Annotated in this window: 17 protein-coding genes; 6 read left to right on the top strand and 11 right to left on the bottom strand. The window is 63.7% G+C overall.

Annotated features, from left to right (window positions below):
* Positions 1-229: 229 nt before the first annotated feature.
* Positions 230-1105, top strand: a complete 876-nt coding sequence (locus AB8717_RS06955) for a UTP--glucose-1-phosphate uridylyltransferase (RefSeq protein WP_443750309.1) — start codon at positions 230-232, stop codon at positions 1103-1105.
* Between the two features lie 26 nt (positions 1106-1131).
* Positions 1132-2634 carry a phosphomannomutase/phosphoglucomutase gene (locus AB8717_RS06950; RefSeq protein ID WP_443750308.1) on the top strand — a complete coding sequence of 501 codons (1503 nt, stop codon included), beginning with the start codon at positions 1132-1134 and terminating at the stop codon, positions 2632-2634.
* A 54-nt stretch (positions 2635-2688) separates the two neighbouring features.
* Here AB8717_RS06950 and AB8717_RS06945 read toward each other — a convergent pair whose 3' ends face one another.
* Complete coding sequence (locus AB8717_RS06945; protein ID WP_443750307.1) at positions 2689-3468, bottom strand: TrmH family RNA methyltransferase; 780 nt, start codon at positions 3466-3468, stop codon at positions 2689-2691.
* A gap of 250 nt (positions 3469-3718) precedes the next feature.
* Here AB8717_RS06945 and AB8717_RS06940 point away from each other — a divergent pair, with 250 nt between their 5' ends.
* The 4 genes from AB8717_RS06940 (at position 3719) to AB8717_RS06925 (ending at position 8851) form a co-directional block, all read left to right on the top strand.
* The gene (locus tag AB8717_RS06940) at positions 3719-5119 is read left to right on the top strand and encodes a glutamine synthetase family protein (RefSeq protein ID WP_443750863.1); all 1401 of its coding nucleotides are present in this window, start codon (positions 3719-3721) and stop codon (positions 5117-5119) included.
* 57 nt (positions 5120-5176) lie between these two features.
* Complete coding sequence (locus AB8717_RS06935; RefSeq protein WP_443750862.1) at positions 5177-6454, top strand: NAD(P)/FAD-dependent oxidoreductase; 1278 nt, start codon at positions 5177-5179, stop codon at positions 6452-6454.
* A gap of 134 nt (positions 6455-6588) precedes the next feature.
* On the top strand, positions 6589-7614 hold the full coding sequence (locus AB8717_RS06930) for a methyl-accepting chemotaxis protein (protein ID WP_443750306.1): 1026 nt from the start codon (positions 6589-6591) through the stop codon (positions 7612-7614).
* A 208-nt stretch (positions 7615-7822) separates the two neighbouring features.
* Positions 7823-8851: a methyl-accepting chemotaxis protein gene (locus AB8717_RS06925; RefSeq protein ID WP_443750305.1), complete on the top strand. Its 1029-nt coding sequence runs from the start codon at positions 7823-7825 to the stop codon at positions 8849-8851.
* On the opposite strand, the gene AB8717_RS06920 is transcribed toward AB8717_RS06925, so the two are convergent.
* The 10 genes from AB8717_RS06920 to AB8717_RS06875 all read right to left on the bottom strand — a co-directional run bounded on the left by AB8717_RS06920 (position 8846) and on the right by AB8717_RS06875 (position 23640).
* Positions 8846-10252 carry an aspartate aminotransferase family protein gene (locus AB8717_RS06920; RefSeq protein ID WP_443750304.1) on the bottom strand — a complete coding sequence of 469 codons (1407 nt, stop codon included), beginning with the start codon at positions 10250-10252 and terminating at the stop codon, positions 8846-8848. The two genes, AB8717_RS06925 and AB8717_RS06920, sit on opposite strands and share 6 nt — an antisense overlap.
* A 66-nt stretch (positions 10253-10318) precedes the next feature.
* Complete coding sequence (locus AB8717_RS06915) at positions 10319-11095, bottom strand: gamma-glutamyl-gamma-aminobutyrate hydrolase family protein (RefSeq protein ID WP_443750303.1); 777 nt, start codon at positions 11093-11095, stop codon at positions 10319-10321.
* 290 nt (positions 11096-11385) lie between these two features.
* The gene (locus tag AB8717_RS06910) at positions 11386-12504 is read right to left on the bottom strand and encodes an ABC transporter ATP-binding protein (protein WP_443750302.1); all 1119 of its coding nucleotides are present in this window, start codon (positions 12502-12504) and stop codon (positions 11386-11388) included.
* Positions 12505-12513: 9 nt separating this feature from the next.
* On the bottom strand, positions 12514-13386 hold the full coding sequence (locus AB8717_RS06905; protein WP_443750301.1) for an ABC transporter permease: 873 nt from the start codon (positions 13384-13386) through the stop codon (positions 12514-12516).
* Positions 13383-14294, bottom strand: a complete 912-nt coding sequence (locus tag AB8717_RS06900; protein WP_443750300.1) for an ABC transporter permease — start codon at positions 14292-14294, stop codon at positions 13383-13385. The genes AB8717_RS06905 and AB8717_RS06900 overlap by 4 nt, the downstream gene beginning before the upstream one ends.
* A 60-nt stretch (positions 14295-14354) precedes the next feature.
* Positions 14355-15467, bottom strand: coding sequence for an ABC transporter substrate-binding protein (locus AB8717_RS06895; protein ID WP_443750299.1), 1113 nt, complete (start codon positions 15465-15467; stop codon positions 14355-14357).
* Positions 15468-15619: 152 nt separating this feature from the next.
* Entirely contained in the window at positions 15620-17014 is a 1395-nt protein-coding gene (locus AB8717_RS06890) for a glutamine synthetase family protein (RefSeq protein ID WP_443750298.1), read from the bottom strand.
* A 13-nt stretch (positions 17015-17027) separates the two neighbouring features.
* Complete coding sequence (locus tag AB8717_RS06885; protein WP_443750297.1) at positions 17028-19712, bottom strand: tetratricopeptide repeat protein; 2685 nt, start codon at positions 19710-19712, stop codon at positions 17028-17030.
* Between the two features lie 29 nt (positions 19713-19741).
* Positions 19742-22342 (bottom strand): O-linked N-acetylglucosamine transferase family protein, encoded by a 2601-nt coding sequence (locus AB8717_RS06880; protein ID WP_443750296.1) that lies wholly within the window; start codon positions 22340-22342, stop codon positions 19742-19744.
* Entirely contained in the window at positions 22339-23640 is a 1302-nt protein-coding gene (locus AB8717_RS06875) for an aspartate aminotransferase family protein (protein WP_443750861.1), read from the bottom strand. The genes AB8717_RS06880 and AB8717_RS06875 overlap by 4 nt, the downstream gene beginning before the upstream one ends.
* Positions 23641-23732: the final 92 nt, after the last annotated feature.

The raw sequence follows: 23732 nt of genomic DNA, 5'->3' as shown, positions 1-23732 counted from the left end.
CAACGGGCGGTCTGCGGCGAATTAATATTACAATTTTACTTAATACAAGTGAAAAGTCCGGAATATGCTGTTATGGCATGTCATTACCGCTTCGTCCGTAATGGTCCTGTAACACATACGCTCTAATTGAAATTTTATTCGTCTGTTGCTGTTTGCAGTGCAGCAAAGTAAGCTGGCCGTGCGTATTTCGATCAGCCATTTTTCATAAATTGTCTTTGCCGAGGTCATCGTGTCATTGAAGCGGGTACGCAAGGCGGTAGTGCCGGTTGCGGGATTGGGAACGCGGGTTCTTCCGGGGACGAAGGTCGTCCCGAAGGAACTGCTGAACGTGGTGGACCGTCCGATCCTGTCCTACGTCGTCGCCGAAGCCAAGGCCGCGGGGATCGAGCACTTCGTGTTCGTCACCGGCCGCAACAAGGGCGCCATCGAAGACTATTTCGACCATCAGCTCGAACTCGAAGCGCAACTGACCGCCAAGGGCAAGACCGCCATCCTGGACGAACTGCTGAGCGAACTGCCGCAGGCGGGCCAGATGAGCTTCGTGCGCCAGATGCAGCCGCATGGTTTGGGCCACGCCGTCTGGTGCGCCCGCGACATCATCGGCGACGAGCCCTTCGCCGTGCTGCTGCCCGACATGGTGATGGACGCTGACGTCCCTGCCCTCAAGCAAGCCATCGACGCGCAAGCGAGCGTCGGCGGCAATATCATTGTCGTCGAGCCCGTGCCGCATGACCAGACGCACCAGTACGGCGTCGTCGCGCTGGACGGTCAGTCCGGCCGCCTCAACAAGATGACCGGCATGGTCGAGAAACCCGCCAAGGGCACGGCGCCGTCGAACCTGATCGTGTCGGGCCGCTACATCCTCCAGCCGGAAATCTTCGAGCTTCTGGCCTCGCAGGAACGCGGCGCCGGCGGCGAGATCCAGTTGACCGACGCCATGGCGCGGCTGATGACGACGCAAAGCTTCCACGCGCTGGAATATGACGGCGTCACCTATGACTGCGGCGACAAGATCGGCCTCCTCAGGGCCAACGTCGCGCTCGCCTTGAAACACCCGCACCTCGGCCCAGCCGCCCGGGATGCGCTCACCCCCTTTTTCAAATAACGCATTTTGTAAACGAAGGACGATAGATGACTCTTCTGCCCAAGGTCGGACCCAAGCCCAACTCCTATGATTACGAAACCAATGCCGTCGTCGCCCCGACCGGGTTCCGCGAATACGACGCGCGCTGGCTGTTCGGCGACGATCTCAACTATCTCGGCGTCCAGGCGCTCGGCCTCGGCCTCGGTACCTACATCCAGGAACGTGGCGTCAAACCGCGTATCGTCACCGGCCACGACTTCCGTTCGTACTCGATCAACATCAAGAACGCGCTGATCCTGGGCCTGGTCCAGGCCGGCTGCGAAGTCCTCGATATCGGCCTGTGCCTGTCGCCGATCGCCTATTTCGGCCAGTTCGACCTCGACGCGCCGTGCGTCGCCATGGTCACCGCCTCGCACAACGAAAACGGCTGGACCGGCGTCAAGATGGGCTGCCAGGCGCCGCTGACCTTCGGCCCCGACGAGATCGGCCGCCTGAAGGAAATCGTGCTGGGCGGACAGGGCGTCGAACGCCCCGGCGGTTCGGTCAAGCTGATCGAAGGCGTGCAGCAGCGCTATATGGACGACATTTCGTCCAAGGTTCACGTCAAGCGCCCGCTCAAGGTCGTCTGCGCCTGCGGCAACGGCACGGCCGGCGCGTTCGCGCCTCAGACCCTGCGCGCCATGGGCGTCGAGGTCATCGAGATGGATACGCACCTCGACAACACCTTCCCCAAGTATAATCCGAACCCCGAAGACCATCACATGCTGATGGAAATGGCCAAGGTGGTGAAGGAAACAGGCGCCGACCTGGCTTTGGGCTTCGACGGCGACGGCGACCGCTGCGGCGTGGTCGACGATACCGGCCAGGAAATCTTCGCCGACAAGATCGGCCTGATGCTGGCGCGCGACCTGTCGGAACAGTACAAGGACGCGACCTTCGTCGTCGACGTCAAGTCGACCGGCCTTTATGCCACCGACGAAGTGCTGAAGAAGAACGGCGCCACCACGGTCTACTGGAAGACCGGCCACTCCTACATCAAGCGCAAGACCTCGGAACTGAAGGCCCTGGCCGGTTTCGAAAAGTCGGGCCACTTCTTCTTCAACAGCCCGCTCGGCCGCGGCTATGACGACGGCCTGGTCGCCGCGTCGTGGATCCTGGCCATGCTCGACCGCAATCCGGGCAAAAAGCTTTCGGAGCTCAAGGACGCCCTGCCGGTCGCCTATACGTCGCTCACCATGTCGCCCCACTGCGGCGACCTGGTGAAGTACGAGGTGCTGGAACGCATCGTCAAGGAATACGAAGACCTGTTCAAGGCCGGCGGCGAGATTCTCGGCCGCAAGATCAAGGAAGTCATCACCGTCAACGGCGCCCGCGTCCACCTGGACGACGGCTCGTGGGTGCTGGTGCGCGCCTCGTCGAACAAGCCGGAACTGGTCGTCGTGGTCGAAAGCCTGCGGTCGGAAGACGACATGCGCGACCTGTTCCGTAAGGAGGTCAAGCCGCGCCTGGCCAAGTATTCCGAAATCGGGTCGTACAATCAGGAAATCTGATACGAGCCTGAAAGCTCCCAATAATGAACCTCCCTTGGCGACAAGGGAGGTTTTTTATTGGTTCCGGCACATATGATAAAGCACGATGCCGCTGGTCGTGGCGACGTTGAGGCTGTCGAAGCCCCCGTGCATATCGATGCGAACGCTGGTGCAGGCGGCCATCAGTTCCGGCCGCAGTCCTGGCCCTTCGGCGCCGAACAGAAAGGCCGAGCGCGGCCCGGGCTGGACCTCATCGAGCGTCATCCTGCCTGACGGGCTAAGCGCATAGGCCGCCAGGTCGTGTTCGCGGAACGCCGCCGCCAGATCGTCGACGCGATAGTGCGGCACCTTCAAAACCCCACCCACGCTGACGCGGATGGCCTTGCGATAGAGCGGATCGCAGCATTCCGCGTCGAGGATCACCGCATCGACGCCGAAGGCGGCGGCATTGCGCATCAGCCCGCCCATATTGTCGGTATTGGCGATCGCCGACAGTGCCAGGACGCGTACGCGCGGGGCGGTCAGAACATCCGTAAGACTCTTCGGCGGCGCATACCGCCCGAGCGCCAGATAGCCACGATGAATGGGAAATCCCGCCACCGCGTCCATGATATCCTGCGGCACCACATAAACCGGAACGCGTTCGATCAGCCCGGAAATATTCAGCGTCTTCAACCGTTCGGGCGTCGTTAATACATTCACGCAAACAGCCACGGGCGAGACGAACAAACGCTCCAGCACCACCTTGCCCTCGGCCATGAACAGGCCGTCGCGCCCGGTCAGGTCGCGGTCTTTCACATCGCGATAGAGGTCGAGGCGCGGGTCGGCGGCATCTGAAATTTCGATCATCGGCATGGCGGCTGCATATCGCCTGCCGCCGCCAGCGTCACGGACAAAATATCGCGAGGCTCACCGGCCCGGCTTGCCGACCGCGCCGTCTTCAGGCATATTGTGATCACAAATTCACGACACTCTTCCGGTGCCCTCCCCTTTGGGCCGGCCGTTGACGATGGAGCCTTGGATTGAGCTCCCGCCGGTGTCATGATCGGTCGAACATCCAATCCGGCAGGCGATTCCCATGTCGCACGACAACATGAAGTCATCGATGAAATCGAAGGGCAAGCGCAAGAAGGCCTTTTCCCGGCGCGGCGTGGCGTCGCTGGACGATGCCCGCGAGTGGCTGTCCAGCCAGGGCATCGAGGAGATCGAATGCCTGATCCCCGACCTGGCCGGCGTAGCGCGCGGCAAGATCATGCCGGCGAAGAAGTTCCTCAACGCCCCGTACATGAACCTGCCTTTGGCCGTTTTCTATCAAACGATCACCGGCGACTATCCCGACCTGGAAGGCGTCGTCGGCACGGTGCAGTCCGATACCGACATCTTCCTCAGGCCCGATTTCAACACGTTGTCGGTCGTGCCGTGGGCGCACGACCCGACCGCCCAGGTCATCCACGACGCCTTCCATCCCGATGGCCGCCCGGTCGAGGAAAGCCCGCGCCAGGTGCTGCGCCGCGTGCTCGGCTACTATGAAGCCAAGGGGTGGGAACCGGTCATCGCGCCCGAACTGGAATTCTATCTCGTCGAAAAGAATATCGACCCCGACTATCCGCTGAAGCCGCCGGTCGGGCGCTCCGGCCGGCCGGAGACCGGCCGCCAGGGCTATTCGATCTCGGCGGTCAACGAGTTCGACGCCCTGTTCGAGGATATGTACGAATACTGCGAGGCGCAGGGGCTTGAAATTGACACCCTGATCCACGAATCCGGCGTGGCGCAGATGGAAATCAACCTGCGCCACGGCAATCCGCTGGAACTGGCCGACCAGGTGATGATGTTCAAGCGCACCATCAAGGAAACGGCGCTGGAGCACGACATCTACGCCACCTTCATGGCCAAGCCGATGGCGCAGGAGCCGGGCTCGGCCATGCACATTCACCAGTCAATCATTGACCGAAAAACGGGCCAGAACATCTTTTCCGATCCCCAGACCGGCCAGCCGACCGACGCGTTTTTCGCCTTCATCGCCGGCCAGCAGAAATACATGCCGGCCATCACCTCGCTTCTGGCCCCCTATGTCAATTCTTACCGCCGGCTGGCCAAGGGCTCGGGCGCCCCGGTCAATACGCAGTGGGGCTACGACAACCGCACGGCGGGCCTGCGCGTACCGCCGGCCGACAGCGACAACCGCCGCCTGGAGAACCGCATCCCGTCGTCGGACGCCAATCCTTACCTGGCGATCGCCGCCGTGCTGGCGTCAGGCTATCTCGGCATGATCGACAGGCTGAAGCCGTCCGATCCCGTCGATTCAGACGCCTCGACCCTGCCGCAGGGCGACCTGCCCTATTCGCTCGTCCAGGCCATCATCAAGATGGAGCGCGCCCAGCCGATCATCGACCTGCTGGGGCCACAGTTCTGCACGGCCTATACGCGCGTGAAGCTCTATGAATACGAGACCTTCATGCAGACCATCAGCCCGTGGGAGCGGGAATTCCTGCTTCTCAACGTGTAGTCTTCGTGGGGGAAACAGCGTTTCCCCCACGTGCCCCCTTCCTTACCTGAACGCCTGATGCAGAACACCGGCCATCCCGAAGGATCGTGGTACCGAGCGACGGTCAATGCGCCGCCGGTTCGGCCCCGCCTTGAGGACGAGCTGAGCGTCGAGGTCGGGATTGTCGGCGGAGGTTACACCGGCCTGGGCGCCGCGCTGGAACTGGCGGCGAAGGGCGTCCGTGTCGCCTTGCTGGAAGGCGCCGATATCGGCTCAGGCGCGTCGGGCCGCAACGGCGGGCAGATTCACACCGGACAGCGCGTCGATCCCGAGACCCTTTCCACCCAACTGGGGGCCGATGCCGCGCGCCAGTTGTGGGACATGGCCGAGGACGCAAAGGCCAGCCTCTACGACCTCGTTGCGCGGCACGGTATCGACTGCGAGCTGAAATCCGGCCTGATTCATGCCTGGCACAAGCCGCATTTCGCCAAGGACGACAGCGCCTATGCCGACTTCGTCCGCCGGGAATACGGCTATGACAAGGTATCGCTATTGGACCGTAATGCGGTCGCCGCCGAACTGGGCACCGATGTCTATCACGGCGGAATTTACGACGCGGGCGGCGGACACCTGCACCCGTTGAAACTGGCCCTGGGCATGGCGCGTGCCACTGAGGACGTCGGCGCAAGCCTGTTCGAACAGTCCCGTGTTCTGCGCATCGATACGGCGGGCGCACGGCCCGTTCTGCATACGCAACACGGCCGTCTGACCTGCGATACGGTCCTCTTGTGCGGCAATGGCTACATGGAAGGGCTCGACGGCACGGTCGACGCCCGCGTCATGCCGATCAACAACTTCATCCTGGTGACCGAACCGCTTGACGATCCCGCCGTCCTGCCGCGCGACGTGGCGGCCGCCGACTCGCGCTTCGTGGTGAACTACTGGCGCAAGACGCCGGACAACCGCCTGCTGTTCGGCGGCGGCGAAAACTATACGCCGTGGTTCCCGAAAGACATCGCCGGCATGGTCCGGCGCAATATGCTGAAAATCTATCCGCAACTGGCGGACGCCGCCGTTACCCACGCCTGGGGCGGAACCCTGGCCATCACGCTCAGCCGCGCCCCGTTCGTGCGGCGGTTGTCGCGCAATGTCCTGGTCAGCGCCGGCTACAGCGGCCAGGGCGTCGTGCTGGCCCCCTATTTCGGAAAGCTTCTGGCGCGCGCCGTCATGGGCGATACCCGCGATATCGAACTGCTGTCGCGCCTGCCGACCCCGGCTTTTTTCGGCGGCCGCTTCCTGCGATGGCCGGCCCTGGTGACCGGGCTCAGCTATTACGCCCTGCGCGACCGGTTGTAAGTCCACAAGACAAGTTTCACATGGTCGAAACATTTTGAAACAGAGCGTGACACGCGCGGCAAAATTCAGGTTCGATTAACCAGTCCCCCGCCACACATCATACAAATAATCGGAGGAATCTCCGGGGGAAACACATGCAGGCCATCAGCATACGCGATATCGTCGCGCATACCGCCAAGGCGAAATCCGTCACCACGGGACGCCTGCGCGATATCACCGGCATCACCAACATGTTGCGCATCCTGGCGCTCAACGCCCTGATCGAAGCCAAGCGCGCCGGCGACATGGGCGCCGGCTTCGCCGTCGTCGCTGACGAAGTCCGCCAGATTTCCACTCAGGTCGAAGCCATTTCCAAGCTGATGGCCGATGAACTGGGCCAGGAGATCTCGGCCCTGGAACAGCTGACCCGCGACATGGCCGCGCAAAGCCAGGGCGCCCGCCTGACCGACCTCGCGCTCAACGCCATCGAGCTGATCGACCGCAACCTCTACGAACGCACCTGCGACGTGCGCTGGTGGGCGACCGATACGGCCGTGGTCGAGGCTGCCGGCCAGCCATCGCCGGCGCACAGCCAGCATGCCTCGCGCCGCCTGGGGGTGATCCTCAGCGCGTACACCGTCTATCTCGATCTGTGGCTGTGCGATCTCGACGGCCATGTCATTGCCAATGGCCGGCCCGATGTGTACGCCGTCGCGGGCAAAAGCGTCGCCGCGGAACCGTGGTTCCAGCAGGCCCGCGCCCTGGCCACGGGTGACGACTTCACGGCAGCCGATATCCGCGCCGAGCCCTTGCTCGGCGGCGCGCACGTCGCGACCTACGCCACGGGCGTGCGCGAAGCCGGCGATGCGAATGGCAGGCTGCTGGGGGTGCTGGGTGTCCACTTCGACTGGCAGCCCCAGGCCATGGCGATCATGCAGGGGCTGCGGCTGTCGGAAGCCGAACGCGGCAGCACCCGCGCCCTGCTGGCCGATTCCACGGGGCGCGTCATCGCCGCTTCGGACGGCCATGGCCTCCTTAACGAACGCCTCCAGATGCGGACCGACGGCCGCGCCTCGGGCAGCTATACCGACGCCTCGGGGCGGCTTGTCGCCTTTCATCGCACGCCCGGCTACGAGACCTACCAGGGGCTGGGTTGGTACGGCGTGATCATTCAGGGCTGAACCGGCCAGCGCCTCCTCGCGTCACACATAATTTCAATTGAAACCAAAATCGTTTCAGCGCAAAAGCAAGCGTGGCAAAGGCGTGACAGTCTTCGCACACGCAACATATTACCCCTTGTGCAATGGTTTGTGGGGCCGCAAAATTTACCCCGCATTAACTCCGGGGCCTTCAGCGTCGCGCCATATTGCAACGCAACAAAGGTAACCCATGCCCTCCGCAGAACGCTCGGCCGTGTCGCTGGCCGACATCATCGCGCAAACGACGCGCGCCAAGACCGTCACCAGCGCCAAGGTCCGCGACATCCGCGCCGTGACCAGCAAGCTGCGCATCCTGGCGCTCAACGCCCTGATCGAAGCCAAGCACGCCGGCGACAAGGGCGCCGGTTTTTCCGTGGTCGCCGACGAGGTGCGTTCGATATCAGGCGAGGTCGAGGACCTGGCGCGCGACCTGGGCCATGAGATCGTCAAGCTCGACGGCCTGACCCAGGATATGGCGGCGCAGAGCCAGGGCGTGCGTTTCACCGACCTGGCGCTCAACGCCGTCGAACTGATCGACCGCAACCTGTATGAACGGACGTGCGACGTGCGCTGGTGGGCGACCGACGCGGCCATGGTCGGCCAGGCCGGCGGCCCCTCGCCCGAAGGCCGCCAGCACGCCTGCGAGCGCCTGGGCGTCATTCTCGACTCCTACACCGTCTATCTCGATTTGTGGCTGTGCGACCTGGAAGGCCGCGTCATCGCCAACGGCCGCCCCGACCGCTACGGCGTCATCGGCACCAATGTCGGAGACCGTCCGTGGTTCAAGCGCGCCGCGGCCTTGCGCAGCGGCACCGAATTCGCCGTCGCCGATATCGTCACCGAGCCGCTGCTTCGCCATTCGCAGATCGCCACCTACGCCACGGGTGTCCGGCGCGGTGGCCGCGCCGACGGCGAACTGATCGGCGTGCTGGGCATTCATTTCGACTGGGCGCCCCAGGCCGCGGCGATCACCGAGGGCGTGCGTCTGTCCGAGGACGAACGGACGCGGACGCGCGCCCTGCTGATCGACTCGACCGGCTTGGTTATCGCGGCTTCGGACGGAAAGGGTATCCTGACCGAACGCATCCATTTGATCACAGGCGGCACGGCTTCGGGCCACTATGTCGATGCGTCGGGGCAGTTGATCGCATTCCACCGCACGCCAGGCTACGAGACCTACCAAGGTCTCGGCTGGTACGGCGTGATCATTCAGTCATAAGGCACGGAGCGCCGGTTCGGCCTCGGTCAAGGACCGTTCGATAATATCGACCAGGCGGTCGATCTCGGCCTCGGTGATGATCAGCGGCGGACACATGACGATACTGTCGCGGATACCGCGCACCATCAGGCCGTTCTTGATGCAAAGATCGCGAACCATAGGTCCGGCGACGCCTTCCTTGCCGGTAAAACGTGTGTTCGTACCCTTTTCGGCGACGATTTCGACCGCGCCGATCAGGCCCAGCGAGCGCGCTTCGCCAACCAGCGGATGGGCATCGAGACGCCTGAGCGCTTTCGCGAGATACGGCCCGGTAACGTCGCGTGTCCGCGCGATCAGGTCCTCGTTTTCCATGATTTCGATATTGGCCAGGGCCACGGCGGCGCACGTCGGATGGCCGGAATAGGTGTAGCCGTGGACAAAGTCGCCGCCCTTTTCGAGCAGGACGTCGACGATGGTCTTCGACACGCCCACCGCCGAGATCGGCAGATAGCCCGACGACAGGCCCTTGGCCATGGCGATCAGGTCGGGCTTGATGCCGTAATGCTGGTGGCCGAACCATTCGCCCAGGCGCCCGAAGCCGCAGATGACCTCGTCGCAGATCAGCAGGATGCCGTACTTGCGGCACAGGGCCTCGACCTTTTTCCAGTAACCGTTGGGCGGGATGATGACGCCGCCGGCGCCCTGCACCGGCTCGCCGATAAAGGCGGCGACGTTCTCCGGTCCGACCTTGAGGATACGGTCTTCGATCGACTTGACCATGCGGTCGGCGAATGCGTCGGGATTTTCGCCAAAGGCTTCGCCGAACAGGTAAGGCTGGTCGACGTGCTCGATGCCCGGGATCGGCAGGTCGCCCTGGACATGCATGAAACTCATGCCGCCGAGGCTGGCGCCGGCCACGGTCGAACCGTGATAGGCGTTGCGCCGGCTGATAAAGACCTTGCGCTTCGGCTGGCCGGCCAGGTCCCAGTAGGTGCGCACCAGGCGGAAGATGGTGTCGTTGGCTTCCGAGCCCGAGGAGTTGAAAAAGACGTGCGTCAGGTCCGGATTGCCGATCCGCATCTTCTCGGCGATCTTCGCCGCCAGCTTGACCGGCGGCGGTGTCGCCGTCTTGAAGAAGGTGTTGTAATAGGGCAGTTCCAGCATCTGCTCATAGGCCACGCGCGCCAGTTCCTCACGGCCGTAGCCGACATTGACGCACCACAGCCCGGCCATGCCGTCGAGCAGGCTTACCCCTTCGGCATCCGTGATGGTGCAACCCTCTGCGCGTGTGATGATGCGCGAACCGCCAAGCTTGTGCTGGAGCTGGTAGTCGGTCTGGGCCGGCAGGTGGTGCGCCATGTCGAGCTGACGCAGGGCGTCGACATCGTAGTTGCGGATGGGCTTCGAAACGGGAACGGTCATGGCGCGGCCTATGGAATTACTGGCGCCGACTCTCGGCCAAACCGGGCCGAAAGTCAAATATTGTGATCACAATTTTGCAGCTTGCAATCGCACGGTTTCCATAGGGACGCCGCGCAGCGCGCAGCCCATCAGGTGGAAGAAGACCTGGCTGTCGGGGTGGCTGGCCGTATGCCATTCCGGGTGCCACTGCACGGCCAGGACCTGCGATCCGCCGATATTGGCGCTTACCGCCTCGATCAGGCCGTCGGGCGCACGGGCTTCGACGGTCAGCCCCTCGCCCAGCTTGTCGATGCCCTGATAGTGCACCGAATTGACCGAAATCCGCGGCCGTTCGTAAACGCCCGCCAGCACGCCGCCCGGCACAAGATCGACAGGATGATGATGATCGAACATGGCGTCGAAACCGGCGCTGTCGGGGGCATGGTGCGACAAGGCGCTGCCCATGCGGCGGCCGACGTCGCGGCGCAGCGACCCGCCCAGCACGACATTGATTTCCTGGAAGCCGCGGCAGATGCCGAAGACCGGCTTACCCATGGTGACCATGCATTCGATCATGGCCAGCGAGACGGTATCGCGGCCGTCGTCGAACGGTCCCTCGCCGCCGTCCTGACCGTAGCGTTGCGCGCCGATATTGGACGGTGATCCGGTCAGCATCAGCCCGTCGAGCCGCTCCGTGATGGCGCCCGACGAAAAGCCTTCGGTCATGGGCGGGATCAGAAGGGCATGGCAATCGCCGAACAGCACGGCGGCGCGCACATAGCGTTCCATCACGGCGTGGGCGTTTTCCACGCCCACGGTGCGATTACAGGCCATGATGCCGACAACGGGCTTTTTGCTCGCCATGCGCCGTCTCCCATTTCAGGAAAATGAGAAGGTACGCCAAACAGGCGAATTTGGAAGCAAAAAAATGCCGTGGACGGAGGGAAATTACCATTTTTCAAGGCGTGGAAAACTCTGAAGGAAGTGGTCCACAGATTACGCAGATTTCACAGACTATTCCGAGCGTGATGTTGTGGTCCGGAGACTTCAGATTGGATTGCGCGAAGCGCATTCAGAACAGGTCGTCAGCTACGATCGAACCAATAATGCCCTGAAAAATCTGTGAAATCTGTGTAATCTGTGGACCACTTCCCTTAGCTTAACAGCACCGCCGGTGAGCAGGCGTGGAAGCTGAGCCACACCTTTTCGTCCCAGGTGAAATCTTCCTGCTCCCAGCGCGTCAGGTTCGGGCGCACCACCTTGATCAGGCGCCCACCGTTGATCTCGACCTCGTAGATGGTTTCCGAGCCGAGATAGGTCATCAGCTTGATGACGCCGGCGATGACATTGTAGCCTTCGGGCGCGTCATCGACCTTGGGCGGCGTGTCGGTACGCTTGTGCAGCTCGATCTTCTCGGGACGGACGGCGGCCCAGACGATCCCCTTTTCCGGGCCGGTGACGCCGTGGTCGAGATAGATCGGCCCAATGTCGCGCGTATTGATGACGGCATGGTCCTTGGCGTCGACGTCGAGCGTGCCTTCGAACAGGTTCACACTGCCGATGAAGTCGGCGACAAAGCGCGAATTGGGGAACTCGTACAGGTCCGACGGCGTCGCCACCTGTTGCAGCAGGCCCTTGTTCATGACGGCGCAGCGCGTCGCCAGGGCCAGGGCCTCGTCCTGGTCGTGGGTGACCATGATGAAGGTGATGCCGACCTTGTCCTGCAGAATGGCCAGCTCGGTGCGCATCTGGTCGCGCAGCTTGGCGTCGAGCGCCGACAGCGGTTCGTCGAGCAGCAGCACGCGCGGCTTCTTGACCAAGGCACGCGCCAGCGCCACGCGCTGGCGCTGGCCGCCTGAAAGCTGGTCGGGCTTGCGTGTGCCGTAGCCGCCGAGTTGCACCAGGTTCAGGGCCTCCTCGGCGCGGTCGCGGCGCTCCGATGCGGCGACGCCATCCATCTTGAGGCCGTAGGCGACGTTGTCGAGCACGCTCATATGCGGAAAGACGGCGTAGGACTGGAAGACCATGTTGACCGGCCGCTTGTTCGGCGGCACCAGCGAGACGTCGTTGCCGTCGATCAGGATGCGCCCCTCGGTCGGCATCTCGAAGCCCGCCAGCATGCGCAGAAGCGTGGTCTTGCCGCAGCCCGACGGGCCGAGCAGCGAGAAGAACTCGCCTTCGTTGATGGTCAGCGAGACATTGTCGACCGCAGCCACCTTGCCGAAGCGCTTGGTGATGTTTTCGAACTGGATGATGGGTTTCGCGTCGGTCATGGGGTCCACTCAGGTATGATCGGGCACGCCGTGACCGGCGGTCAGCGCGCTCTTGCCCTGGAAGCGCAGGGCGACGAAGGTCAACAGGACGGTGATGACGATCAGGATGGTCGAGGCGGCATTGACCTCGGGCGTCACCGAGAACCGCACCATTGAATAGACCTTGACCGGGAAGGTCAGGGTGTCGGGCCCCGCGGTGAAGAAGGTGATGACGAAATCGTCGAGGCTGAGTGTAAAGGCCAGCAGCGCCCCGGCGATCAGAGACGGCCGGATGTGCGGCACCACGACGTCCAGCAGGGCGCGTAGTTCCCCTGCCCCCAGGTCCTTGGCCGCTTCTTCGAGTTCGCGGTTGAAACTGGCCAGGCGCGAGCGCACCACGACGGTGACGAAGGGAAACGAAAACGACACGTGGCTGATAATGATGGCGCCCATGTTGAACGGCCACGGCAGGTTGGTCGGCCACGGGCAGATCTTGGCGAAAAAGACCAGCATGGCGACGCCCATGCAGATTTCCGGCACGACGATGGGGATGGCCAGGCCGCCATCGAACGCTGTCTTGCCCGGAAAGCGGAAGCGCCACAGCACGATGGCCGCCATGGCGCCGATGACGACGCTGATGATCGATGACACTGTCGCAATGGTCAGGGAATTGCCCAGCGCCGTCACCAGGCTGTCATCGGTGAAGGCCTTCTCGTAGTATTTCAGCGAAAAGGCATGAAAGACGACATTCGACTTGGTGTCGTTGAAGCTGAAGACCATCAGGCTGATCAGCGGCACGTACAGGAACAGGGCCACGGCCACCAGGCAAAGCTGGATCGGCCAGCGCCGTAGATATTCCAGCGGCCCGGGCGGCAGGCGGCGGTTGATGACGACGTCGCTCATGCCAGGCGCTCCCGCTTGCTGCGGCTCTCGATGACGCCCTGGATCGCGATGCCGATAAAGGTCATGTAGACCAGGACGAAGCTGAGCGCGGCGCCGAAGGGCCAGTTGTTGGCGCCTTTGAACTGACCCTCGATGATATTGGCGATCATCTGCGAATCCGGCCCCCCCAGCATGTCCGGCGTCAGGTAGGAGCCGAGCGCCGGGATGAAGGTGATCAGGATGCCCGACGCGATGCCGGGCATGGCCAGCGGCACCATGATGTTCCATACCGTGCGCAGGTGTCCGCCGCCGAGATCCATGGAGGCCTCGAGCAGCGAGCGGTCCATGCGGTCGAGCGTCGAATACAGCGGCAGCACCATGAAGGGCAGGTTGACGAAGACCAGCCCGATGATCACCGCGAAATTGTTATACAGCAGGTCCAGCGGCTGGAAATCGCCGAGCGGATGACCGCCCATGGCCGCGACCAGGTGACTGGCGCCCGACCAGCCCATGCCCAACAGGCTGTTGACGTAACCTTCGTGGCGCAGCACCGCGATCAGGGCGTAGGTGCGGATCAGAAGGTTGGTCCAGAACGGCAGCATGATCAGCAGAAGCAGCCAGGCCTTGTACTTTTCCGATGCAAAGGTGATCGCCATGGCGACCGGAAAGGCGATGACCAGGCACAGAAAGGTCGTAAGCGCCGCGATCCAGATCGATTTCCACAAGATGCCGAGATAGAGCGGTGTAAGGGCGTGGGCGTAGTTCGACCAGGTTCCCGTGATGGCGATATCGACCACCCCCCTGTTCTCGCCGAAGCTGAACAGCCATACGACCGCCATCGGCACCATGAAGAACACGACAAGCCAGAACAGCGGCGCGCTCAGCATGGTCACGAATATGGATTTGGCCTGACGCCAGCTCTGTTCCATGTCTCTCCTTCAAATCCGCAGGCGAAAAAGCCCGGCGTCACGCCGGGCTGTCCCGGATCGTCAGGCGCCGGAAGCGGCAGCCTTTACGCGCGTCGCGATCTCCTCGTACTTCTGCGCCCGCTCGACGCCCGGGAACTGGGCGTATTCGCACTTCGACAGTTCGGCCGGGGTCGGGAAGACGATCGGATTGTTCTTGTACGTGTCGGGCATGAGCGCGCGCGCCGCGTCGTTCGGCGTCGCATACTGGATGGTCTTGGCGATTTCCGCGCCGTTCTGGCCGTCGAGGATGAAGTTGATGAACTTGTGCGCATTGTCGGGACGCGGCGCGCCGACCGGAATGGCCAGGGTGTCGGACGACAGTTCGCTGCCCTCCTTGGGGATGACGAAGCCGATATCCTTGTCGACCAGCATGCGCTGCGCGATGTCGCCATTGTATTCGACGACCAGGTCGGCTTCCTTGTCGGCCAGCATCTGGTCGCCTTCGTCGCCGGCGAACTTGAGGATATTGCCGGCCTTGGTCTGCTTGGTCAGCAGGGCCTCGATCTTGGCAAGCCCGTCGTCGGGGATGTTGTTGAGGCTGTAGCCCAGGTACTTGGCGGCCAGGCGCACCATGTCGGCGGAATCGCCGAGCACGGTGAGGCGCTTCTTGAACATGTCGGAGTCGAAAACGTACTTCCACGAATCCGGCACGACGCCCTTCATCTTCGACTTGCGGTAGCCGAGGCCGATGACCAGCCAGGTATAGGGCATGGAGTACTTCCGGCCCGGGTCGTAGACCGGGTTCTGAAAGTCGGCATTGACGTTCTTGAAGTTCGGAATCTTGCTGTGATCGAGCGGCATCAGCATGTTGGCTTCGATCATGCGCGGCACGTAATCGTTGGTCGGGACGATGACGTCATAGCCGGGATTACCGGCCTTCAGCTTGGCGAACAGTTCGTCGTTCGACGCAAACAGCGTCATATTGACCGCGATGCCCGTCGCCTTCTTGAAGTCGTCGAGCGTCGTTTCGCCGATATAGGTATCCCAGTTGTAGAAGTTGAGCTTGGCCTCTTCGGGCCCGGCGGATTTGGAGCCATCGGCCTTGCTGCAGCCTTCGAGGCCCGCGAAACTGATGCCTACGGCGGCCGCGCCCAGCGCGGTCAACAGCGAACGGCGGGATGTACGTGAACTCATGGCTGGCTCCTGGGATGTTCCGGGTGGCTGGACGGATAGGGCACGCGACACAAATCGTTAACAAAGAGGAATACGGCTTTCAGGCCTTGTCAATCGCTAAATGTGATCACAGGCGGGCACAGTTTCCGATTTCCACTGACCGTGGCCTGAATTCACGCGTTACGCAGGTACCACTCGTAATCCAGTTCGCCGACGGCCTCGAAAAAGCGCGCCTGTTCGGTGCGCTTGACGCGGACATACATGTCAACGAAGCGGTCGCCGAGATATTCCCTGAGCGTCCGCGATTTATCGAGATAATCCACAGCCGCGTACCAGTTGGTCGGCAAGGTCGCGCCCGATTCGGCCGCCGCCGCATAACCGTTGCCGACGACCGCCGGGCCGGGATCGGTCTTGTGCGTAATACCGTGGTGCGCGCACGCCAGGATCGCCGCCAGCACCAGGTACGGATTGCCGTCGGCGCCGGCGACGCGGTGTTCGACGTGGCGCGTGTGCGCCGGCCCCGCCGTGACACGGAGCGAAACCGTGCGATTGTTGACACCCCAGGTCAGGCCGACCGGCGCATAGGAATTGGCCTTGAAGCGCTTGAAACTGTTGGCGCCGGGCGCCAGGATCCCCATGCAGTCCGCCAGATGATCCTTCATGCCGCCGATCATATGGTGCAGCAGCGGCGAGCCGGACGGATCGTCGGCGGCGCACAGGTTCTTGCCGTCCTTGCCCGCGACCGAGATATGGACGTGGAAGCCCGATCCGGCGCGGTCGGCCCACGGCTTCGGCATGAAGGTCGCCTCGATGCCGAGATTGAGCGCCACGCCCTTGGCCAGCCGCTTGTACATCACCGCGTCGTCCGCGGCGCGCAGGGCATCCGGCTTGTGCTTCAGCGTCAGTTCGACCTGCCCGGGCGCGAATTCCGAAATCGCCCCCTCCAGCGGGATGGCCTGGGCGTCCGCCGTCTCCCACAGCTGGCGGAAAAAGGCGCCGTGGGCTTCGATTTCCGGCAGGCCGTAGACCTGCGTGCCCTGCGGCGTCTCAGCCGTATTGAAGGCGGACGCGGGCTGAAGCTCTCCATTCACGCCGCGCGCGATGTCGACCAGGTAGTATTCCAGTTCGCACGCCACCACCGGCGTCAGGCCATCGGCTTCATAGCGGTCGAGGACGCGTTTCAGCACGTGGCGCGGATCGATATCGTTGGGGGCGCCGTCAAGCTCGTAGAGCGACAGCATGACCTGGCCGATGTCGTCGCCCAGCCACGGCGCCGGCACGAGGGTTCCGGGCACGGGACGCGCCACGCGGTCGGCATCGCCGTCCTCCCACACCAGCCCGGTTTCCTCGACATCGGCGCCCTGCGTGTCGACCACCAGGATCGAGCCCGGCAGGAAGCGGCCGTATTCGTAGATCGGCAGAAGCTCATGACGGCGCAAGCGCTTGCCGCGTGGCACCCCGGCCATCGAGGTGAAGAAGACCTCGAAATACTGAATGTGGGGATGCGCGTCGAGGAAGGCTTTGGCCTCGTCGGGCGTGGCGACCATCGGGTGCGGCGGCAGGCTCATCTTCGGGTCTTTCCTATCCGGCTTCAGCGGGCGTCAGGGAGATGTGATCGGGCGGCAGGCCATCGCTATAGCGCCGGTGCATGGCGATATAGGCCGATTCCATGGCGCGCGTGGCGCGCGCCGTATCGAAAAGACCGCCGGCAACGAGCCCCTCGGCCAGCCGGCGGCGCACAGACTGCAATTGCGCCGGATCGGTCGCCAGCGCAACGGCCAGGTCTTCGTAGGCCTGCGGGGACGCGGCGATCAGGTCGGGCATTCCGGCGGCCGTCAGGAGGCTTGCACCCATGCGCGACGCATAGGACCTGCCCATGCGCGTCAGGACGGGCAATCCGGCCTTCAGCGCGCTGCTGGCGGTGGCCCCGGCATTGTAGGGAAAGGTATCGAGGAAGAGATCGGCGCTCTTCTGCCGCGCCAGGTGTTCGGCCAGGGGCACGCGCGGCGCGAACAGAATCCGGCCCGGATCGACGCCGTGCCTTTCCGCGTGGGCTTTCATATTGGCCTTCACGCTTTCCGACTTGGCGTAGAGCCACAGGACACTGCCCGGCACGCGCTTCAGTATCCGCATCCAGATGGCGAAGACGTCCGGCGCGATCTTGTAGACCATGTTGAAGCAACAGAAGACAAAGGCGTCCTCGGGCAGGCCGGCGGCCTTGCGGGATGGCGCGGGCGCCGGGTCCGCCTGCCGGTCGTCATTGACCTGAAAGACCGGCAGGTGAACGATCTTCTCGGCGTAATCGGGCGCGGCGGCGAGCGGGAGAATGACCGGGTCGGCAATCACATAGTCGATATAGTCGGCGGCCATGGTACCGAGAAAGCCGATATAGTTGACCTGGACCGGCGCGGCGCGGCCGGCGAAGACGGCGGTGCGGCAGCCCTTGGTATAGCCGTTGAGATCGATGGCGATATCGATTTCGAGTTCGCGCATCAGGGCCGTCACCTGCGCATCCGTCTTGTCCGAGACGTCGATAAAGTGGTCGACGGCGGCAACGACGCGTTCGCGCCAGCCGGCATCGCCCTCCCGGGTCAGCGAAATGGCATAGACTTCGAAGCGCGCGCGGTCGTGGTGCTCAAGAACGCCGGCCATCAGGTAGGTGACCGGATGCTCGCCGAAGTCGGCGGACACGTAGGCCAGCCGGATGCGGGCGTGCGCCGGCGGCGGGACGAGCGGCGGCAAGTCGTCCCGCGGCAGGTAACGTTCGGCGAGAAAGTCCCTTGCGGCGCGGCGATGCAGGTCCGGGGCGTCGATCAGCGAGTGCAGCAGGAAAGGCGTCGCCACCGTGTCGCCCTTGCGCAGGCGCTCGACCAGGTCCGCCAGGCCGTCTTCAAGCCCCTCCCAGTCCGCCACCAGCAACTGGTTGTGCAGAATCTGTCCCGGTACCCACGCGGCGTCGGGCTTGAGTTCGAGCGTGCGCCGGTAGGAGGCATTGGCGTCCTCGAAACGGTCCATGAACTGGAAGGCATTCCCCCGGTTGGTCCAGGCCTGGACGTAGGCGGCGTCCAGCGCAATGGCCTGGTCGTAGCAGACCACCGCCTCCCCGAAGCGGTTCAGGCCTTGCAACGCATTGCCGCGGTTCGAGTGGGCTTCGACGATATCGGGCGCCAGGCGCAGGGCATGATCGAATTCGGCCAGGGCTTCGCCGAACCGCTCAAGCCCCAGAAGGGCGCTGCCACGATTGTTATGCGTCTCGGCACTGTCGGGCATGATGGCCAGGGACTGGTCGCAGCTGGCGATCGCATCGGCGAACCGCTTGAGATTCATCAGCGCGCCGCCGCGATTGCCCAGCGCCTCGGCGTAGCCTGGCTGCAGGACCAAAGCGCGATCATAGCTTGCCAGCGCATCCTCGAAACGGCGCAACGCCGTCTCGGCGTTGCCGCGAATGTTCAGGGCCCTGGCGAAGTCCGGACGAAGCTTCAGCGCGGCCTGGCAGGCTTCGATGGCCTCTTCGTTGCGGCCAAGGCGTTGCAGGGCATTGCCGCGATTGCTGTGCGCATCGGCAAGGCCGGGATCGAGACGAAGGGCGTGCTCATAGCTGTCGAGCGCCTCGGTGCAGCGTTTAAGCGCGACCAGGGCGGTGCCCCGGTTCGACCAGATATAGGCCATTCCGGGCTGCGCCCTGAGGATGCGGTCATAACCGTCGAGCGCCTCTGCAGGCCGGGCCAGGTTCATCAGCACGTCGCTGCGGTTGATCCAGGCTTCGGTGAAGCCGGGCGCGATGGCCAGGGCCCGGTCATAGCTGGCAAGCGCCTCGGGCAGGCGATCGAGGTCCATCTGAGCGTTGCCGCGGTGCAGCCAGGCCTCGGCATAGTCGGGCTTCAGCGCCACGGCGCGGTCGTAGCTTTCGATGGCCGCCTCAAGCCGCCCCAGGTTCATCAACGCATTGCCCCGGCTGAACCAGGCGGAGGCATAGCCGGGCCTGAGCGCCAGCGCCCGGTCGTAACGCATGAGCGCCGCGTCGTACCGGCCAAGCGACTGCAAGGCGTGGCCGAGATTATGACTGACGTCGGGCTGGTCGGGCGACAGGTCCAGCGACTGTTCGAGCAATGCGGCCCCATGGTCCGGACGCCCGCCCTGACAGGCCGCCGTCCCCATCAGGCGCAGGACCTCGGCATCGCGCGGCCGCAGATCGAGAACCTTGCGATAGAGCGCCATGGCCTGGTCCAGCCGCCCCTGCTGGTGGAAGCCGACGGCTTCGCGCATTATCGCTTCCGGGTCCGCGGACAGGCTCATCAGGTGTCGCTCACCGTAATGTGGTCGGGCTGGAGTCCCTTGCGGACGCGGTCGTGCATGGCGATAAACGCGGCTTCCATATGCCGCGTCGAGCGGCCGGTATCGAACAGCGGACAGGTCGCCATCCCGTCGGTAAGCTTGCGCCGTATCGCCGCAAGCCGGTCGGGCTGCGTCGCCAGTTCGACCGCAAGGTCTTCGTACTGTTCCGGCGTGTCGGTGATCAGGTCCGGTATTCCCGCGGCGTGGAGAAGACTTGCCCCCATCCGGCCGGCATAGGACTGCCCGATCATGGTCAGGACCGGCAAGCCGACGCGCAGCGCATTGCTGGCGGTCGCGCCGGCATTATAGGGGTGCGTGTCGAGGAACAGCCCTGCCATGGTCTGGCGCGCCAGATGGTCTTCCAGGGGCACGCGCGGCGCGAATACCAGGCGGCCGGGCGCAATGCCGCGCCGTTCCGCCTCGGCGATCAGGTTCTGCATGGCGACCGGCGCCTTGACGTGCAGCCACAGGACGCTGCCCGGCACACGGTCGAGAATGCGCATCCACGAATCGAAGACGTCCGGTGTGATCTTGAAATTCTGGTTGAAGCAGCAAAAAACGAAGCCGTCGTCCGGCAGTCCCAGCTCGGCCCGCGTAAAGCTTCGCGCTTGCGGCGATGTCCGGTCGTCGTTCATCTGGAAGCTCGGCAGGCTGACGACCTTTTCGGCATAGACGTCGTACAGGTCCCGCGGAATGAGAATGTCGTCGGCGATGATATAGTCGATAAAGGACACGCCCATGGTGCCGAGGAAACCGATGTAGTGGAGCTGAACCGGCGCCACGCGCTCGGCGAAGACCGCTGTACGGCAAGCCTGGGTGTAACCGTTGAGATCGACGGCGATGTCGATCTCAAGCTCACGCATGCGGGTTACGATGTCGGCGTCGTTCAGGTCCGAGACGTCGATGAAGTGCTCTACACCGGCAACCACGCGCTCTCGCCACGGACCGGTCCCCTTCCCGAGGGAGATGGCGAATATCTCGAACTTCGTGCGGTCGTGCCGCTCCAGCATCCCGGCCAGCAGATAGGTGACGGGATGCTCGCCGAAATCCGACGAGACGTAGCCGATGCGCAGACGGTCGTGTTCCGGCGGAGCGGCGAACGGCGGCAGGGTGTTACGGCCGGGATAAAGTTCGCCGGCGAACGCGGCGGCGGAAAGCCTGTGAAGCGCCGGGTCATCGACCATGGCTTGCAATCCGAACGGCACGACGGATTTCTCACCACGGCGCAACCGGGCCGAGATATGCTCCAGTTGCTCACGGTAACCGGTCCAGTCCGACAGGTGCATCTGGTTGTGCAGAACCTGCCCGGCTGCCCAGGGAAAGTCCGGCTGCAGGGCGACGACGCGCCTGTAGCCGGCCAGGGCCCGTTCTGTCAGGTCGAACTGCACGAGGATACCCGCATGGTTATTGTGCACCTCGGCATTGTCGGGATCGAAGCGCAAGGCATTGTCGTAAAAGGCGGCGGCCTCATCGAGGCGCTTCAGCCCCTGCATGGCGTTGCCGCAGTTGTTGTGCACCTCGGCCCAGTCGGGCCGGACCTTGAGCACACGTGCGAACTCGGCCAGGGCCTCGTCGAAACGCTCAAGGCCCAGAAGCGCCGCCCCCCGGTTCTTGCGGGCCTCGACCAGATCCGGCTTGAGCGCCAGGGCGGCTTCGCTGCTTTCCAGGGCGTCGGCGTAGCGCTTGAGATTGAGCAAAGCGCCGGCGCGGCTGCTCATGGTCTCGGCATGGCCGGGCATCAGCGCCAGGGCGCGATCGTAGCTTGCCAGGGCGTCTTCGGGCCGGCGCAGGTTCAGTTCGGCATTGCCCCTGATATTCCAGGTCTTGGCGAAATCCGGGCGCAGGCTTAAGGCGCGGTCGCAGCTGGCGATGGCGTCCTCGTCACGGCCCAGTCCGCCCAGGGCGTCGCCGCGATTGCTCCACGCGTCGGCAAGGTCCGGCTCCAGTTCGAGCGCGCGATCGTAACTGACAAGCGCTTCGGCATAACGGCCGGTTTTCGTCAGCGCGATGCCGCGGTTCGACCAGGCGGCGGCCTGGCCGGGCGCCAGCCTGAGCAGACGGTCATAGCTGGCCACCGCGTCGGCAAAGCGTTCCGCCAAGATCAGAAGACCGCCGCGGTGCGACAGCGCTTCGCGATTGTCAGGCTGCATCGCAAGGACGCGGTCGAAGCAGGCCAGGGCCTCATCGGACCGGTCCAGGGTCATCAGGGCGGCGCCCAGGCTGGACCAGGCTGACACATAGTCGGGGCGCAGGGCGACCGCGCCTTCATAGCGGCGCACCGCCTCTTCGATACGTCCCAGTTGCAACAGGGCGTGACCGAGATTGTGGTGCACCTCCGGCTGGTTGGGCGCCATGTCGAGCGACCGGGCCAAAAGACCGGCGCCGTCGCTCAGATTGCCCAACTGGCATTCGACCGTCCCGGCGAAGCGCAGCAGGTCGGCATTGTTCGGCGCCGCCTGGAGGATCTGATGATACAGGTTTCGCGCAGGCTCCAGCCGCCCGCCCTGATGCAGCATCACGGCTTCCCTGAATATGGCCTGCTGTTGAGGGGACAGATTCATGAAAGGGTCCTGAAGATCGCCGCAAAATCACCGACCGCCGTCACCAGCCGCTGGATGGCGCTTGAGTCGGTCTGCGGCGAAATAAGCATCATATTATGAAAGGGCGCAATCAATACGCCGCGGTTGATCAGGAAGAGATGAAAGGCTTCGAGCAGGTCATGGTCCAGCACCGTGCGCATGGCAGCCGCGTCGTGCGGTGGCGTCGCGGCGAAGATCAGTTCGGCGCGCGCCCCGACATGGACCACCGACCACGGCAGGTCGTGCTGGTCGATGACTTCGCGCAAGGCAGTGACAAGTTCGTCCGCGCCCCTGAGCATCGCCGCATAGGCGTCATCGGTCATGACCTCGGTCAGCATGACATGCATGGCTCGCATGGCCAGAGCATTGCCTGACAGCGTCGTGCCGATACCGCTTGAGCCTGGACCGGCCGCGGACTGAGCATCGTCCATGCGCCTGGCCAGATCGGCCGTGACGCCCCAGACCGCGGCCGGGATACCTCCGGCGATCGCCTTGCCGATGACCAGCATGTCGGGTTTGAGATCGTGTTCACCGGCATAGCCCGCCGGGCCGGACGACAGGGTGTGCGTCTCATCGAGGATCAGCAGTGTGCCGTATCGCGCCGTCAGGTCACGAAGGGTGCGGTGAAAGCCCGGCTGCGGCAGGATCATGCCGCAATTGGTCATGACGGGCTCGGCCAGGACGGCGGCGATCTCGCCGGTCTTCAGCGCGGCTTCGAGCGCCGGAAGGTCGTTGAAGGGGATGACCCTAGTGGTCTCGGTCTGGTCACGGACCTGGCCGATCAGGCCTTTTTTGTTGGCCGGCTTACCATCGTAAAGCGCGACGAAACAATCGTCGACCATGCCGTGGTAGCAGCCGTCGAAGACAAGGATTTTCGCCCTGCCCGTCACCGCCCGCGCCCAGCGGATCGCCGCGCGATTGGCGTCCGACGCGGTCGTGGCGACCTGCCATTGCGGCAGACCGAACCTCTGCGCCAGAAGATCGCCGACCGCATTGGCCGTTTCGGTCGGCAGCATGAAGCCGACGCCCCTGGCAGCCTGATCGGCAATGGCGGCGGCCAGTTCCGGTCGCGCATGGCCGAACATCGAAGGCGTATCGCCCAGGCAGAAGTCGTCATAGGCATGGCCGTCGACGTCTGTCAGGACAGCGCCTTGAGCAGATTTCACGTAAATTGGAAATGTCGTCGCCCAGTCGCGCATCCAGTGCATGGGAACGCCGGATCGCCAAGCCGCAGCCTGTCCCGACAACGTTCGGGAGACAGGATTGGCGGCGGCAAACAATTCTTGTTGTTCGGAAATGAAATCATCCACGCTCACCTTGCACCTCCCCGTTGCGAAGCAATGGGGAGGGGGACCGTCCCACGAAGCCTTGG

This window comes from Asticcacaulis solisilvae (assembly GCF_052327315.1).
Classification (GTDB): domain Bacteria; phylum Pseudomonadota; class Alphaproteobacteria; order Caulobacterales; family Caulobacteraceae; genus Asticcacaulis; species Asticcacaulis solisilvae_B.
This window is presented reverse-complemented; position numbering and strand designations above follow the sequence as displayed.

Bases quoted from the DNA above. Each gene is read 5' to 3' on its own strand.
- AB8717_RS06930 (WP_443750306.1), top strand. From the start codon at position 6,589: ATGCAGGCCATCAGCATACGCGATATCGTCGCGCATACCGCCAAGGCG.
- AB8717_RS06935 (WP_443750862.1), top strand. From the start codon at position 5,177: ATGCAGAACACCGGCCATCCCGAAGGATCGTGGTACCGAGCGACGGTC.
- AB8717_RS06905 (WP_443750301.1), bottom strand. From the start codon at position 13,386: ATGAGCGACGTCGTCATCAACCGCCGCCTGCCGCCCGGGCCGCTGGAA.
- AB8717_RS06945 (WP_443750307.1), bottom strand. From the start codon at position 3,468: ATGCCGATGATCGAAATTTCAGATGCCGCCGACCCGCGCCTCGACCTC.
- AB8717_RS06920 (WP_443750304.1), bottom strand. From the start codon at position 10,252: ATGACCGTTCCCGTTTCGAAGCCCATCCGCAACTACGATGTCGACGCC.
- AB8717_RS06880 (WP_443750296.1), bottom strand. From the start codon at position 22,342: ATGAATCTGTCCCCTCAACAGCAGGCCATATTCAGGGAAGCCGTGATG.
- AB8717_RS06885 (WP_443750297.1), bottom strand. From the start codon at position 19,712: ATGCGCGAAGCCGTCGGCTTCCACCAGCAGGGGCGGCTGGACCAGGCC.
- AB8717_RS06910 (WP_443750302.1), bottom strand. From the start codon at position 12,504: ATGACCGACGCGAAACCCATCATCCAGTTCGAAAACATCACCAAGCGC.
- AB8717_RS06900 (WP_443750300.1), bottom strand. From the start codon at position 14,294: ATGGAACAGAGCTGGCGTCAGGCCAAATCCATATTCGTGACCATGCTG.
- AB8717_RS06940 (WP_443750863.1), top strand. From the start codon at position 3,719: ATGAAATCGAAGGGCAAGCGCAAGAAGGCCTTTTCCCGGCGCGGCGTG.
- AB8717_RS06895 (WP_443750299.1), bottom strand. From the start codon at position 15,467: ATGAGTTCACGTACATCCCGCCGTTCGCTGTTGACCGCGCTGGGCGCG.
- AB8717_RS06925 (WP_443750305.1), top strand. From the start codon at position 7,823: ATGCCCTCCGCAGAACGCTCGGCCGTGTCGCTGGCCGACATCATCGCG.
- AB8717_RS06950 (WP_443750308.1), top strand. From the start codon at position 1,132: ATGACTCTTCTGCCCAAGGTCGGACCCAAGCCCAACTCCTATGATTAC.
- AB8717_RS06915 (WP_443750303.1), bottom strand. From the start codon at position 11,095: ATGGCGAGCAAAAAGCCCGTTGTCGGCATCATGGCCTGTAATCGCACC.
- AB8717_RS06890 (WP_443750298.1), bottom strand. From the start codon at position 17,014: ATGAGCCTGCCGCCGCACCCGATGGTCGCCACGCCCGACGAGGCCAAA.